Source organism: Nocardia vulneris, from assembly GCF_001613425.1.
Taxonomy (GTDB): Bacteria; Actinomycetota; Actinomycetes; order Mycobacteriales; family Mycobacteriaceae; genus Nocardia; species Nocardia vulneris.
In genome coordinates this window covers 197195-212153 of the sequence record NZ_BDCI01000042.1, presented here as the reverse complement: position 1 = coordinate 212153, position 14959 = coordinate 197195, and the positions used below count along the sequence as shown (strand labels likewise).

The 14959-nt window shown below is 68.6% G+C and carries 12 protein-coding genes; 6 read left to right on the top strand and 6 right to left on the bottom strand.

Translation table 11 applies throughout. The features are described from left to right. Positions 1 to 399 precede the first annotated feature (399 nt). From NVU01S_RS36680 to NVU01S_RS36660, 5 genes are all read right to left on the bottom strand, one after another. Positions 400 to 2655, bottom strand: a complete 2256-nt coding sequence (locus NVU01S_RS36680; RefSeq protein ID WP_052281310.1) for a M20/M25/M40 family metallo-hydrolase — start codon at positions 2653 to 2655, stop codon at positions 400 to 402. 132 nt (positions 2656 to 2787) lie between these two features. Beyond that, on the bottom strand, positions 2788 to 3690 hold the full coding sequence (locus tag NVU01S_RS36675; protein WP_043680685.1) for an amino acid ABC transporter permease: 903 nt from the start codon (positions 3688 to 3690) through the stop codon (positions 2788 to 2790). Beyond that, entirely contained in the window at positions 3687 to 4367 is a 681-nt protein-coding gene (locus NVU01S_RS36670) for an amino acid ABC transporter permease (protein WP_014986800.1), read from the bottom strand. The genes NVU01S_RS36675 and NVU01S_RS36670 overlap by 4 nt, the downstream gene beginning before the upstream one ends. Before the next feature lie 97 nt (positions 4368 to 4464). After that, entirely contained in the window at positions 4465 to 5301 is an 837-nt protein-coding gene (locus NVU01S_RS36665; protein ID WP_029900663.1) for a glutamate ABC transporter substrate-binding protein, read from the bottom strand. Positions 5302 to 5360: 59 nt separating this feature from the next. Next, positions 5361 to 6089, bottom strand: a complete 729-nt coding sequence (locus tag NVU01S_RS36660; protein WP_014986798.1) for an amino acid ABC transporter ATP-binding protein — start codon at positions 6087 to 6089, stop codon at positions 5361 to 5363. A gap of 374 nt (positions 6090 to 6463) precedes the next feature. Here NVU01S_RS36660 and miaB point away from each other — a divergent pair, with 374 nt between their 5' ends. Then, positions 6464 to 8023 carry a tRNA (N6-isopentenyl adenosine(37)-C2)-methylthiotransferase MiaB gene (gene miaB, locus NVU01S_RS36655; protein WP_052281309.1) on the top strand — a complete coding sequence of 520 codons (1560 nt, stop codon included), beginning with the start codon at positions 6464 to 6466 and terminating at the stop codon, positions 8021 to 8023. 617 nt (positions 8024 to 8640) lie between these two features. Then, positions 8641 to 9216, top strand: coding sequence for an Rv2732c family membrane protein (locus NVU01S_RS36650; protein WP_043680741.1), 576 nt, complete (start codon positions 8641 to 8643; stop codon positions 9214 to 9216). 401 nt (positions 9217 to 9617) lie between these two features. On the opposite strand, the gene NVU01S_RS36645 is transcribed toward NVU01S_RS36650, so the two are convergent. Beyond that, complete coding sequence (locus NVU01S_RS36645) at positions 9618 to 10985, bottom strand: DUF349 domain-containing protein (protein WP_043680680.1); 1368 nt, start codon at positions 10983 to 10985, stop codon at positions 9618 to 9620. A gap of 253 nt (positions 10986 to 11238) precedes the next feature. On the opposite strand from NVU01S_RS36645, the gene NVU01S_RS36640 reads away from it, so the two are divergent. The 4 genes from NVU01S_RS36640 to dapF all read left to right on the top strand — a co-directional run bounded on the left by NVU01S_RS36640 (position 11239) and on the right by dapF (position 14736). Beyond that, positions 11239 to 11994, top strand: coding sequence for a class III extradiol ring-cleavage dioxygenase family protein (locus NVU01S_RS36640; protein ID WP_043680737.1), 756 nt, complete (start codon positions 11239 to 11241; stop codon positions 11992 to 11994). A 61-nt stretch (positions 11995 to 12055) separates the two neighbouring features. Continuing rightward, entirely contained in the window at positions 12056 to 12988 is a 933-nt protein-coding gene (gene miaA / locus NVU01S_RS36635; RefSeq protein ID WP_043680677.1) for a tRNA (adenosine(37)-N6)-dimethylallyltransferase MiaA, read from the top strand. Further along, a complete protein-coding gene (locus NVU01S_RS36630) occupies positions 12985 to 13821 on the top strand; it encodes a TrmH family RNA methyltransferase (protein ID WP_043680670.1) in 837 nt (278 codons plus the stop codon). The genes miaA and NVU01S_RS36630 overlap by 4 nt, the downstream gene beginning before the upstream one ends. A gap of 24 nt (positions 13822 to 13845) precedes the next feature. Continuing rightward, complete coding sequence (dapF, locus tag NVU01S_RS36625; RefSeq protein ID WP_043680666.1) at positions 13846 to 14736, top strand: diaminopimelate epimerase; 891 nt, start codon at positions 13846 to 13848, stop codon at positions 14734 to 14736. Positions 14737 to 14959 lie beyond the last annotated feature (223 nt).

Below are 14959 nucleotides of genomic sequence, written 5' to 3'. Positions count from 1 at the left end.
AACCCGCACCCTTTCTATGGCTTCGCACTCGCTCTGTACCCCCAGAGAGGGTGCGAAGCCCGAGAACTGGTGCGAATTCCGAGAATCGGTGCTGCTCCTGAAACTGTTGCGGGCACGGGGAACAGGTGCGGACCCTGGAGATGGTGCGGGTCCTCGGAACGCGAAGAACTGTCGCAACGCGCTGCGCCGCGAGTCGGCTAACCGATCGCCATGAGCCGAGGCTGATCGCGACCGCGGCGAAGGCCGCGACGATCAGCGCCCCGCGACGATGGTCGCGATGCCGGTGATCGGGACCCGTTCCGGGTGCTTGACTCAGGGCCGAACCGGTGCGCGCTGCGGGAGCCGTTGCGGGCCAAGGGAACTGGTGAGGATCAAGAGGACTGGCGCGGCCCGCCGGCATCACAACCCGCGGACCGCGGTGAACACGGCGGCCGAGCTGTCCTGCCGGAAGTAGATGTCGTCGGGGACGGGCGGGAGCACTGTCAGTTGGGAGTCGGGGAGGTAGGTGTAGTCGACTACGTCGAGTGCGAGTGGGCCCGCGGGGACGGTGAGTTCGATTTCGATCCCTTCGCGTGGAGGCGCGTTGAAGTGAATGCCTTTCGCGGGCGGTTCGGTCACGTTGCGGCCCGCGACGCGCAGGGATCGCGGGGCGGTTTCGTAGCGCAGGTCGATGATCGGGGCGTCGCGCTGTGACCGGATCCGCAGCTTCACGGTGCGTTGATCGGAAGCCGTGGTATCGGACAGGATTTCGGCGACCGGCGGCAACAATGACGTAACCGGCGCCGGGCCGCTGGCGCTGGTGTTCGGCCAGAGTTGGGCGAACCGAGGGTTGAGAGTCGCCGTGCCGACCAGCTCACGCGTCCAACGGTCGGGTGATTCCCGGGAAATCCATTGCGCCTCATTGCGGTCGGCGTCGAAGGCGTAGACGAGTTGCGAGGTCAGTGGATGCTGTTCGTCGAAGCGGTCGACCACCAATCCGGTCGCCGCGAGCGCGACAGCGAGCAGCAGCGCGGCACCGGGGATAGCCCAACCGCGCTGTGCAGGCCAGGTTTTCGTGAGTGTCAGCAGCAGTAGACCGCCGACGAGCGCGACCGCCGGCGCCACCAGGAACGGCGCGGTGGTGATGCCGGTCTGCAATGCGGGCCAGGTCGCGCTGCCGAGGAAGATCGCCGCCGGAATCAGGAACACGGTGCGCACGGGCAGCCGCCACCGCTCGGGCACCGCGAAGGTGATCCCCACGCCCACCGCGGCCGCGAAGGTGGGCACCACCAGCAGATGGCCGGTGGTGGGGGCGAGGACGGTGAGCACGCCGCCCAGCAGTGCCAGGCAGCTCAGCAATCCCGCCGCCGTCGCGTCGGCGCCGAACAGTCGCCGGGCGAGCGCGAACCAGGCGAACAGCACCGTGGCCGACACGGCAAGGATTGCGACATAAAAGAATTCGGGTCGATACGGGTCGACGAACAGTGGACGGTATTCCGGCCGGATGACCTTCAGCAGCTCCCACATCCCGTACACCGCACCGGTGGCGATCGGCGCGGTGAGCAATGCCGTCGCACCGGCACCGAGTACGCGGCGCAGGCTGGTCTCGCCCGCGCGCAGGAACTGCCGCACCACCAGCGCCACCACTACAACGGTGGCCGCCGCGAGGGCGAACATCATCCAGATCGGCAGGACGATCAGCACCCCGAACGGCAGCTGGAAGTACGAGCGATCCACGTCATCGGCCACGGTGAGGTCGTCGTCGCCGAGTTCGCGGACCAGGGCCAGACTGTTGTCGCCCATCTGCTGCATCGTCGCCGGATCCACCTGGGCGGGATCGTCGAATCGGTTGTGGTAGTAGGCACTTCGCCCGGCATAGGCCCAGTCGAGCACCCGCAGTCCACCCGGTTCGAAGGAGGCGAAGTCGGTGTTGCTGCTCGTCTGCGCGCCGGCCAGCGTGGTGGTCAGCGAGTCGGTGTTGGGGTGCGGGGCGGCGTCGGCGACGGCCCGCACCAGCGCGCCGTCGGGATGGGTGACCCGCCACATCAGGACCGGACCGCCCGCGCCGCGCGCCTCGTGATTGACGACCACGCCGGTCTTGCGGCCGTCCATGCCCGCGGCGACGAAGGCTTCCGCGCCGAGCAGTCCCGGTTCCTCGCCGTCGGTGAGCAGCACGACCACGTCGTTGCGCACCGTGGTGCCCGCGGCGCGGAGGGCGCGTACGGTCTCCAGGATCGCCGCGACGCCGACGCCGTCGTCGTTCGCGCCGGGCCCGGACGCGACCGAATCATAGTGCGCGGTAAGGAAAACCGTGCCCGTCGAGTTCGTGCCCGGCAGCCGGGCGATGATGTTCGCGACGCGGCCCATGCCGAGCACGTCGCGCACGACGCCGGTGGGGTAGCGGCCGACGCCCTCCTGGATCTCGGTGTCCACACCGAGCGAGCGCAACTCGCCGACGAGATGGTCGCGCACCCGGTCGTGTTCGGGGGTGCCGACCGGATGCGGCCGCTGCGCGATCTCCTCGACGATCCGCATCGCCCGTGCGGCACTGAACTCCGCGGCCGGCGCGGACTCGGGGCGATGCCCGTGTGGCTGTTGCTCCCACGCGGTCGCGCCGGCGACCAGCAGCAGCACGACGAACGCCAGTAAACCGGAGACCCGCGGTCCTATGTGCACACGTCTGATCGTATCGACGGTCTCGATCGCACGGCGTCACTCGAAATGACGACCCGCCGTAGCTGCGCATCGGCCCGGAAACGGCGAATGCGCTGGAACGGATTACCGTTCCAGCGCATTCGGCTTGTCGAATTACTTCTTACCGGCGAGGTCCACTCCGGGTGCCGCGTCGGTGAGAATCGAGTCGGCCGCGACGACGCCGCCGCCGTTCTTGGCCTTCTTCCGAGCCCGCAACCGCTGCTCCAGCTTCGTCGCCACGAAGGTCAACGCGCTGTTCAGCACGATCATCACGATCGCGATGATGATCAGCGAGGGGATCGTGTTCTGTTCGGCCGCACCGAGCTGCTGCCCGGAGCGCACGATCTCGGTGTAGGTGATCTGGTAGCCGAGCGCCGAGTCCTTCAGCGCGACAACCATTTGCGAGACCAGCGCGGGCAGCATCGCGGTGATCGCCTGCGGCAGCAGGATCAGCCGCATCAGCTGGTTCTTGCGCATGCCGAGGGCCACGGCGGCCTCGGTCTGGCCGCGCGGCAACGACTTGATGCCGGCCCGGACGATCTCGGCGATGACCGAGCCGTTGTAGACGGTCAGCGCGATCACCACGGCCGCCAATGCCAGATCGTCGACCTTGAACACCTTGTTCTTGGAGAACAGGGCGAACAGGAAGATCATCAGGATCAGCACGGGGATGGCCCGGGAGACCTCCACGATCGCGCCGGCGATCCAGCGCACCCATCGGTGATCCGACATCCGCAGGATGCCGAAGACCATGCCGATGATCAGCGCGAACACGATCGACAGCAAGGCCGCGACGATCGTGCCCCGCAAACCCGGCAGCAGGTAGGTCGTCCAGACGTCCGCCTCGAGGAACGGCTTCCACTTCTCGGCGGTGAACTGTCCCTTGTCGGCGAAGCCGCTGTAGAGCACCCACAGGAACGCCGCTACGGCGGCGACGACCACGACCGAGTAGATGTAGTGCCGGATACGTCCGCGGGGGCCCGGTGCGTCGAACAGCACCGAAGACGCAGCGCTCATCGAGCCACCTCGTATCGTTTGGCCAGCCAGCCGAAGAACAGGCCGGTGGGCAGGGTCAGGATGACGAAGCCGAGCGCGAAGATGGCGCCGACGGCGACCACCGCCGCCTCGTTCTCGTTGATGTTCGCCATCAGGGTCGCGGCCTCGACCACGCCGATCGCCGAGGCGATCGTGGTGTTCTTGGTCAGCGCGATGAGCACGCTGCCCAGCGGCGCGATGACCGACCGGAAAGCCTGCGGCAGCACGATGAGCCGCAGATTCTGAGTGAAGGTCAGGCCGAGCGAACGGCCGGCCTCGGACTGGCCCATGGCCACGGTGTTGATGCCCGAGCGCAGCGATTCACACACGAATGCGCCGGTGTAGATGCTGAGTCCGAGCACGGCGAACCGGAAGTTGTTCTCGGCGACCGAATTCGGTCCTTCGCCGGCGAGCTTCCAGCCCATCGTGGTGTACAGGCCGAGCGACATGAACACGATGATCAGCGTAAGTGGGGTGTTACGGAAAATGGTGACGTAGGCTGTGCCGACCGCGCGAGCGATGGGCACCGGGGACACGCGCAACGCAGCGACGAATGTGCCCAGGATCAGCGCGCCGACCGCCGACGCGACGGTCAGTTTGATGGTCACCCAGAAGGCGTCGAGGATTTGGTCGTCATACCTCGAGATCAGGTCGAACACGGCGTACGCGTCCCTCCGATCGGGTCTCGATGTGCCAGGGAAATGCGGCGGGTGGCCCGGACCGGTAGGACCGGGCCACCCGTGCAGGAGGAAATGCTCAGTACCGGTTGACCTTCGGCGGCTCCGGCGCCTGGTAGCCGGACTTGCCGACGGTGGCGTCGAACGCCTTCTTCCAGGAGCCGTCGGCGAACATCGCCTCGATCGCGTCGTTCACCTTGTCGCGGAACTCCTTGTCGCCCTTCTTCAGGCCGATGCCGTAGTTCTCCGTGGTGAACGGCTTGCCGACGACCTTGAACGCGCCGGTGCTCTGCGCGGCGTAGCCGGCCAGGATGATGTCGTCGGTGGTCACCGCGTCCCACGAACCGGCGCGCAGGCCCTCGAGGCACAGCGAGTAGGTGTCGTTGGTCTGCAGCTGGGTGTCCTTGAAGTTCTTCTCGATGTTCTGGGCGGGGGTGGAGCCCTTCACCGAGCAGACCTTCTTGCCCTTGAGGCTTTCCGGGCTGGAGATGTCGTTGTTGTCCGCACGCACCAGGAACGACTGTCCGGCAACGTAGTACGGGCCGGCGAAGTCGATCTTCTGCTTACGGGCGTCGGTGATCGAGTAGGTGCCGACGATGTAATCGACCTGGCCGTTCTCGATCAGCGTCTCGCGCTGGCCGGACGGGGCTTCCTTCCAGGTGATGCCGTCGGGCTTCACGCCGAGCTTGTCCGCCACGTACTTGGCGACCTCGACGTCGAATCCGCTGTAGGACCCGTCCTTGTCCCGCAGGCCCAGGCCCGGCTGGTCGAACTTGATGCCGATGGTGAGCTTGCCGCCCTTGGCGTTGTCCAGGGCCGACTTGGTCTCGCCGCCGCCACACGCGGTGGCGGTCATGGCGGTGAGCGTCAGAGCGATCGCTCCGACACCGAGTCGCAGGGCACGGTTGAACCTCATCGAATTTCCTTACTTCTCTGGTGGGTTGTTGGTCTGTGGTGAGCTCGTCGCCGGATGGCTCAGTGGCTCAGGATCTTGCCGAGGAAGTCCTTGGCACGGTCGGACTTGGGTGCGGTGAAGAAGACCTCCGGCTCGGCGTCCTCGACGACCTGACCGTCGGCCATGAACAGAACCCGGTTGCCCGCACGCCGGGCGAAGCCCATTTCGTGCGTGACGACCAGCATGGTCATCCCTTCCTTGGCGAGCGACACCATCACGTCGAGCACCTCCTGGACCATTTCCGGGTCCAGGGCCGAGGTGGGCTCGTCGAACAACATCACCTTCGGATTCATCGCCAGCGCCCGGGCGATGGCGACCCGCTGCTGCTGACCACCGGACAGCTGGGCGGGGTACTTGTCGGCCTGGTTCGCGATGCCGACGCGGTTGAGCAGTTCCATGGCGTGCTTGCGCGCGTCATCCTTCTTGATCTTGCGAACCTTGAGCGGCGCGAGCATGACGTTCTCGACGATCGTCTTGTGCGCGAACAGGTTGAAGGACTGGAACACCATGCCGACGTCGGCGCGCAGCGCGGCCAGTCCGCGGCCCTCGGCGGGCAGCGGGACGCCGTCGATGGCGATATCGCCGGAGTCGATGGGTTCCAGGCGGTTGATGGTGCGGCAGAGCGTCGACTTCCCGGAGCCCGAGGGCCCGAGAACGATGACGACCTGTCCCTTGGGGACTTCGAGGTTGATATCGCGCAGTACATGCAGTTCACCGAAATGCTTCTGCACATTGCGCATCGAGATCATCGGCGCGCTGTTGGCGGCGCTGGCGTCCCCTGTAGAAGCGTCCCCCGTTGTATCGGGCGCGGCGGCGTCGTCGGTCATGGTCCAAGACCTTAAGGGCAAATCGGGGATTTGCCAGAGTTTCGGTACCACCCTTTTTTGCCGCGCCGAGATGACACGTCACGTTAACCTGGCCGACTGGTTCGTCCCAAAGATCGCATTTCGCACCGACCCGCGCCGTCGTCGACGCGACAGCGTGCCTGATCAGAGGGCACTTTGGTTCCCGACCCGAGGGCCGTACTGAAGCGGGCCGACGCCCAACGTGCCGTCATCTAGTGGCGCGTTCGCCGTCCGCATGCCCCTAAAATTGGGGTTGGCCCTGCCCGTACCCTGGACGGGTGGATTCGATCGGACAGGCAGTGTTGACTCCCACCCTCGACCCCGCCGAGGGCGCCCGCAGCTATGAGGTCCGCACCTTCGGCTGCCAGATGAACGTGCACGACTCCGAACGCTTGTCCGGGTTGCTCGAGGACGCGGGATACGTGAAGGCCGCGCCGGGCGCGACGGCCGACCTGGTCGTGCTCAACACCTGCGCGGTGCGCGAGAACGCCGACAACAAGCTCTACGGCACCCTCGGGCACCTGGCGTCGATCAAAGCCGACCAGCCGGGCATGCAGATCGCCGTCGGCGGCTGCCTGGCGCAGAAGGACCGCGGCACCGTGGTCCGCAAGGCGCCGTGGGTGGACGTGGTGTTCGGTACGCACAACATCGGTTCGCTGCCGGTGCTGCTGGAGCGGGCACGGCACAACGCCGAGGCCCAGGTCGAGATCCTCGAGGCGCTCGAGGCTTTCCCGTCGAGCCTGCCCGCCAAGCGCGAGTCCGCCTACGCCGGCTGGGTGTCGATCTCGGTGGGCTGCAACAACACCTGCACCTTCTGCATCGTTCCGTCGCTGCGCGGCAAAGAGGTCGACCGTCGTCCGGGTGACGTACTCGCCGAGGTGCAGGCCCTGGTGGACCAGGGCGTGCTCGAGGTGACGCTGCTGGGGCAGAACGTCAACGCCTACGGCGCCTCGTTCGCCGACCCTGACGAAGCGCGTGATCGCGGTGCCTTCGCCAAGCTGCTGCGCGCCTGCGGCAGCATCGACGGCCTGGAGCGCGTGCGCTTCACCTCGCCGCACCCGGCCGAATTCACCGACGACGTGATCGAGGCGATGGCCGAGACCCCGAACATCTGCCCGCAGTTGCACATGCCGCTGCAGTCCGGCTCGGACAAGGTGCTCAAGGCGATGCGCCGCTCCTATCGCAAGGCGCGCTACCTCGGCATCATCGAGAAGGTGCGGGCCGCGATGCCGCACGCCGCGATCACCACCGACATCATCGTCGGGTTCCCCGGCGAGACCGAGGAGGACTTCCAAGAGACCCTGGACGTCGTCCGGCAGGCGCGTTTCACCAGCGCCTTCACCTTCCAGTACTCGAAGCGCCCGGGTACCCCCGCCGCCGACATGCCCGACCAGCTGCCCAAAGCCGTTGTGCAGGAACGCTATGAGCGGCTCATCGCGCTGCAGGAAGAGGTGTCGCTGGACGCGAACCGCGCGCTCGTCGGCACCGAAGTCGAGTTGCTGGTCGCCGAGGGCGCGGGCAAGAAGAACGCGGCCACCGCGCGGATGAGCGGTCGTGCCCGCGACGGCAGGCTCGTGCACTTCCGGCCGGGCGGCACCCCCGAGGCGATCCGGCCCGGCGACATCATCACCGTCGACATCACCGAGGCGGCCCCGCACCACCTGATCGCCGACGCCCCGATCAAGTCGCACCGCCGCACCCCCGCGGGCGACGCCCACGAACGCGGCATCACCCCCAAGACCGCCCCCATCGGCGTAGGCCTCGGCCTGCCCCGCATCGGCGCCCCCGCCGTCGAGCCCGTAGCCACCGCCGGCTGCGCCACCGGCTGCGGGACGTAAGGTCGGGCGCTTTCCCGCACGCCTTTTGTGCCGAAACGCGGCGTGTTGCGCGGCAATTCGGGGTGCGCGGCGTCAGAAGGGGTGCGGGAAGCCGGGGTGCTGGCGCGGGCGGAGCAAGTGGCGCACCATGGCTTCGGCGAGTGCGGGCGTCTGTGCCGGGGCGTGCTGTACCGAGCCGGCTCGTCCGTGATGTGCGTTGTCGCGGGGGCTGGGACGAGGTGCGTGCGAGACAACGGGAATGGAGTTCGGTCATGACGGAGGCAGGCGGCAGCGCGGGCGACGACTCGGCTCGAGGCGGTGGGCAGTCCGAAACGCCGGAACCTACTACCGGCAGTAGTGGGTCGGGTGTGGCGCCTGGATCCGGTGATGGCACAGTGGACGCGGGCGGCGGGTCCGGCGGAGCCGAGCACGGACAGGATGCCGCTGCCACCGAATTCGGCGCGGCGAAGGCCGACCGCAATGCGGCGAAGAACGGACCCACTACAGCGACAGACCAACCCAGCGCAGCAGACCGACCCAGCGCAGCAGACCAACCCAGCGCAGCGACAGAGGAACCCGGTGCGGCGGCGGTGCAATCCGGCGCGGCGCACCACGAAGCCGAACGAAACGAGGGATCCGTGAACTCGGTCGAGACCAATAATTTCGAGCAGTTCCGTGACGACCTGGACGCGGTGGAACGCCGCATCGCGGGCGAAATCGACCCGGGCGTGCGCGCCATGGTGGTCGCGGGCGCGGTGTTCGTCCTGCTGTTCTCGCTGGTGCTGCCGCACGCCGGCGGTGCGCGCGGCTTCGACGTGCTGCTCGGCACCGAGATCGCCCGCACCGAGCACATCGGCCTGCCGTCGCGGATCTTCGTGTGGTTCGCGGTGATCTTCGCGGTGGGCTTCTCGACGCTCGCCCTGATGACCCGCCGCTGGATCCTCGCCTGGATCGCCGTCGCGGGCACCGCCATCACCAGCGTGTTCGGCGTCTTCTCGATCTGGCACCGGCAGACTCCGGGCATCGGCAACTACCACGGCGCGGGCCCCGGCATCGGCCTCATCCTCGGCGTCATCGCCGCGATCGTGTTGACCTTCCACTGGATTCGCGTCGTCTGGAGCCGCACCGCGCTGCAGCTGGCCGCCGAAGAGCAGCGCCGCAACGCCACCGCCGCCCAGGAAGAGCAGGACCGCCGCCGCCTCAGCGGCGAGTAATCCTCCCCCCGCCTGACCGGCGCGTGGTCCTTGGCCGAACGCACCAGTTCTGCTCTCCCGCACGCGTTCTGCCAGGCCACAGCGGGTGCGGGAGGTCAGAAGTGGTGCGTCGCAGCAGATGGGGTGCGGCAACCCGCCGGTCACGATCAGCGTCGCGGTCGACCGTTGCCCGCGATGCAACGAGCACAGCCAGCGCACTGCCACGAACGCGTCCACGATCGGTACGACCCCACCGCGTCGAGGGGGTCGCCACGACCCGGCGATCTGCCGGCCGGCACCGGGACTGGCGCATCGATCTGGCGGCGCCGATCAGCCGGGTACCGGGTGCGCGCTCGGTAGTCGTGCACAGGTGTGTCCGTTGCGGCGCATGTGCTCACGGCCGTCGGCAGTGCTGACGGACTTCAGCGGTTGGTGACGGCGCCTTCCGCGGCCTCGGCCCACTCCCGCCACTGCTTGGCTTGCTCGAGCGCCTTCTCCGCGTCGCGCGCCTTGCCCGCGGCTTGGGCTTTGGCGGCCTGCTCCTCGAATTGCGCTACGCGTTCGCGGAATTGGGCGGCGCGCGCCATCGCTTCGGGGTCGGTGCGCCGCCATTGCGCGTCGGCGGCGTCGCGGACCCGCTTCTCGATGGCGCGCAGCTTGCCTTCGAGTTCCTGCATGCGTTCGCGCGGCACCTTGCCCAGGGCGTCCCACTTGTCCTGGAGTTCGCGCAGACCGGCGCGGGCCGCCTCGAGGCCGTTGGCCGGGTCGATGTGCTCGTAGGCGGCGAGCAGCTCTTCCTTGGCGGTCGCGTTCTGCTCGAATTCCGCGTCGCGCTCGGTGACCGCGGCGTTGCGCGCGGCGAAGAACACGTCCTGCGCGCTCTTGAAACGCCGCCACAGCGCCTCGTCGGCCTCGCGGGGCGCGCGACCCGCGGCTTTCCATTCGGCGAGCAGGTCGCGGAAGATGCCCGCGGTGCCGACCCAGTCGGTGGAACCGGACAGCTCTTCGGCGCGCACGCACAGCTCTTCTTTGCGGGTCTTGGCCGCGGCGCGTTCCCGATCGAGCTCGGCGAAGTGCGCGCCGCGTCTGCGGTTGAACGCCTCGCGGGCCTTCGAGTACCGCTTCCAGAGCGCGTCGTCGACCTTGCGGTCCACGCCGCGGATCGACTTCCATTCGTCGAGGATCTCGCGTAACCGGTCGCCGGCGGCTTTCCACTGGGTGGATTCGGCGGCGATCTTCTCGGCTTCGGCGCAGAGCGCTTCCTTGCGCTCGGTGTGCTCGTGGCGGGCTCGGTCTTTCTCCTCCTTGGCGTGCGCGGCCGCCTCTTCGGAGTGTTCGGCGATGGCGTCGAGCCGTTTCGCGAGTCCGTCGATATCGCCGATCACCGCGGCGGTGGGCAGCGATTCGGCGATGGCGAGCGCCGCGGCCTTGGTCTTGCGCGCGTCCGCGCCCGCGGCCAGGCGGGCTTCGAGCAGCGCGACCTCGGTGGCCAGGTCGTCGAACCGGCGGCCGAAGTGGGCGAGCCCCTCGGCCGCGTCACCGGCCTGCCAGGAGCCGACCTGGCGTTCGCCGTCGGCGGTTTTCACCCAGGCGGTGCCGTCGTCGTCGACGCGGCCCCAGGCGCTGGGGTCGGTGACGGTCGGCACGACGACCGGGTGCGGGTGCTGCTGTGCCGGGCCCGGCGTCGCGTGCGGTTTGGGGGGCTGGATCGAACCGCCGGGTTTCGGGGCACCGGAAGAGCGCGGCATCTTGCCGGGGCTGGCTTTCGCGGTTCCGTTGCTGTCGGTCATTGCTCCTCGTCCCTGCCGCGCGTCACGGCTGCCTGGTTACGCCCTAGCTCATCCCATTGAACCCGGTCCGAGCTCTTGTGACCATCGACCCACGCCTTCACTCGGAGGAATCTCGGGGATTGCAACCCCTGATGACCTGGGTTGTAGCTTCTCGAACAGTATCAATCTCGGCGCACTTTGCGGCAGAGACACTCGAACCGGGGCGGTACCCGCGGTGCGCGGCGGTGGCCGAGGCAACGGTTACGGTTACGACGTGTTCTCGATTGCCGCCCTGATCCCGTCGCCACCGATCCTGGTGCCCGAGCTCTGCGGTGCCGGGACGAGCGCGATCCCCGGTCACGACGGTGACCCGCGCGCGCAGCTGCGCGCTGCGGTTCTGGACGTCGCGCACGAGCTGGCGGCAGCGGCGGACCGGTGGACCGTGGTCGGCGTGGGCGCGGCCGACCAGGTGTTCGGTCCCGAGGTGGCCGGTACCTTCCGCGGTTTCGGCGCCGATGTGCGCGTCGCGTTGTCCGGCTCCGCCGCGGCCGAGCCGGATCCTCAGCTTCCCCTGCCGGTGTTGATCGCCGGGTGGTTGCGGGGACAGGTCGCGCCGGGGGTGCGCGCCGAGGTTCGCCTCGTCGCCGCGGATACCCCCATGGACAGCTGTGTCGAGTTCGGCGCGAAACTGCGCGCGGAAACGGACAATTCAGCGGTGCGGCACGGTGTGCTCGTGGTCGCCGACGGCGCGGCCACGCTGTCGTTGAAGGCGCCCGGATACCTCGATGAGCGGGCCGTCCCGGTGCAGGACGAACTGGACCGCGCCCTGTCGGCCGGTGATCTGACCGCGCTGCGCGCGCTGGATCCCGCGCTGTGCGCCGAGCTGGTCCTGTCCGGCCGGGCCGCCTATCAGGTGCTCGCCGGGCTGTTCGGCAGCGATCCCGAGGTCGAGACGCGGTACTGCGCGGCGCCTTTCGGCGTCGGCTATCACGTGAGCCTGTGGCATCCGTCCGGAGCGGAGGTGGCGTGAGCACAGCCGGTCGTTCTGCCTGGCCGCGACGGCGTCACCGCCCGCGGCCGAGTGAGGGGGCGTGGTGAGCGAGCGGATCACCCCGATCGCGGTGGTCGGCCCCACCGCCACCGGCAAATCCGACCTCGGCCTCGCGCTGGCCGAACGGCTCGGCGGCGAGATCGTCAACATCGACGCGATGCAGCTCTATCGCGGCATGGACGTCGGCACCGCCAAACTGACCCCCGCCGAACGCCGCGGCATCCCGCACCACCAACTCGACGTGCTGGCGGTGACCGAGACCGCGACGGTCGCGGCCTACCAGAGTTCGGCCAGTGCCGATGTGGCGGCGATCATGGCGCGCGGTCGCGTCCCGGTGATCGTCGGCGGGTCGATGATGTATGTCCAAGCGCTACTGGACGAATGGGCGTTCCCGGCCACCGACCCGCAGGTGCGCGCCCGCTGGGAGGCGGTGCTCGCCGAGGGTGGTGTCGCGGCCGTGCACGCCGCGCTGCGGGCCGCCGATCCGGCCGCGGCCGCCACCATCCTGCCCACCGACGGGCGGCGGATGGTGCGTGCGCTCGAGGTCGTCGAGCTCACCGGCCGGCCCTTCGCCGCCTCCGCGCCCGAGATCGGCACCCCGCGCTGGGGCACCGTGATCATCGGCGTCGACCGCGACACCGCCGAACTGGACGAACGGATCGAGCGGCGCACCGCGCGGATGTTCGACGGCGGACTCGTCGACGAAGTACGCACGCTGCTCGAGCACGGCCTGCGCGAGGGCGTCACCGCCCGGCGCGCCATCGGCTACGCACAAGTCCTGTCGTACCTCGACAACGAATACGACCTGGAACACGCGCAAGAACGCACCCTGATCGGGACCCGGCGCTACGTTCGGCGGCAGCGCTCGTGGTTCCGCCGCGACCCGCGGGTGCGCTGGGTGGACGGCGCCGCGCCCGACCTGGTGGCGACGACGCTCGCCCTGCTCGACGAGAAAGAACGGACTCCGCAGTGACCCGACGTGTGAGCACCCGAAACGCCTCCGTCCAGGTGTGGCAGGCCTACCTGAACAACCGCACCAAACGCCACCGTGACGGTCGTTTCCTGGTGCAGGGCGTCCGGCCGATCACCCAGGCCCTGGCCAACGACTGGCCACTGGAGACGCTGCTCTACCGCCTCGGCACGCCCGACCTGTCCAGCTGGGCCAGGCAACTGCTGGATACCAGCGACGTCCCGCAGGTCGGGCTGGTCCCCGAGCTGATGGCCGAACTCGGCGAAAAGTCCGGCGGCATACCGGAAGTGGTCGCGGTGGCGATCTCGCGCCAGGACGAGCTGGCCACGTTCGAACCGGGGGAGCCGGGCGAGGACGCGCCCGTGGTCGTGGTGTTCGACCGGCCGAATTCGCCGGGCAACCTCGGCACGCTGATCCGTTCCGCGGACGCGTTCGGCGCCAGCGGTGTCGTGGTCACCGGGCACGGCGCCGACCAGTACGACCCGCAGGCGGTCCGCGCCTCGACCGGCTCGCTGTTCGCGATGCCGGTGCTGCGCGCGGCCGGTCCCGCGCAGGTGCTCGAATTCCGGGATCGGCAGGTGCGGCGCGGTATCCCGACCCGGATCGTCGGTACCGACGAACACGGACCGCGTGCGGCCTATGATCACGACTTCACCGAGGCGACCATTCTCGTGGTCGGAAACGAGACCGGCGGAATGAGCGCGGCTTGGCAGGACGCCTGCGACGACATGGTGCACATTCCGATGGGCGGCACCGCGAGCTCGCTCGGCGCGCCGTCCGCGGCGGCCGTGGCGCTCTACGAAATTTCCCGGCAGCGCCGGACGTTTGCCAAATGACGACGAATTAGGGAGAACACGTACGTGTCGGATTTCGAGTTCGCCAAAGGGCACGGCACCCAGAACGATTTCGTGGTGCTGCCGGACCCCGAGGTTCGGCTGGACCTGACCCCGGAACGGGTGAGCGCGCTGTGCGATCGGCAGCGCGGTCTCGGCGCCGACGGCGTGCTGCGGGTCGCGCGCGCCGAGGCGCTGCGCCGTGCGGGCGTGCTCGCCGACCTGCCCGAGGGCGTACGCGACACCGACTGGTTCATGGACTATCGCAATGCCGACGGTTCGATCGCCGAGATGTGCGGCAACGGCACGCGAGTGTTCGCGCACTACCTGGTGGCCTCCGGACTGGAGACGAGCGACACGTTCGTGGTGGGCAGCCGGGCCGGGGGACGGCCGGTGGTGGTCCACTCCGCGACCGCGGTCGACGGCGACGTCACCGTCGACATGGGCCGGGTCCGGGAACTCGGCGAATCCACCGCCACCATCGCGGGCTGGGGTTATCGCGGCGTCGGCATCGACGTCGGCAATCCGCACCTGGCCTGCGTCGACCCGGAGCTGACCGTGGACGCCCTGGGCAAGCTCGACCTCAGCGTGCCGCCGGGCTACGACCCGGACCTGTTCCCGCACGGCGTCAACGTGGAGATCCTGACCGCGCTGGACGCCGACCGCGCCGTGGACATGCGGGTCTACGAACGCGGCGTCGGCGAAACCCGTTCCTGCGGAACCGGAACCGTCGCCGCGGCGACCGCGGCGCTGCTGCGCGAAGGCTTCCGCGTCGGCACCGACAGCGGCGAGGTGCGGGTGCGCATCCCGGGCGGCGAAGTGACCGTCGGCTTGGTCGAAGGCGTTGCGACGCTGCGCGGGCCCTCGGTGCTGCTCGCCGCCGGCCGCATCGCCGAGAGCTGGTGGCAGCACCTCTGACGCGATTTCGGATCGGGACACGCGGGGCACGGCGGTGCCGAATATCCGAATGCGCCATGTCGGTATCTCGTGGGACCATGGAACCTGTATGACGAAACAAAACACTTACGAATTCACACGTGCCGAAGATTTCACCGAGGGGGCCGAGGACATCAGTACCTCTGATTTCGACAACGATATGACCGGCGGCGAGTTCGAGGATGCCGAGACCGGTGATGTCGTG

Bases quoted from the DNA above. Each gene is read 5' to 3' on its own strand.
- NVU01S_RS36645 (WP_043680680.1), bottom strand. From the start codon at position 10,985: ATGACCGACAGCAACGGAACCGCGAAAGCCAGCCCCGGCAAGATGCCG.
- NVU01S_RS36675 (WP_043680685.1), bottom strand. From the start codon at position 3,690: ATGAGCGCTGCGTCTTCGGTGCTGTTCGACGCACCGGGCCCCCGCGGA.
- NVU01S_RS36660 (WP_014986798.1), bottom strand. From the start codon at position 6,089: ATGATCTCGATGCGCAATGTGCAGAAGCATTTCGGTGAACTGCATGTA.
- NVU01S_RS36665 (WP_029900663.1), bottom strand. From the start codon at position 5,301: ATGAGGTTCAACCGTGCCCTGCGACTCGGTGTCGGAGCGATCGCTCTG.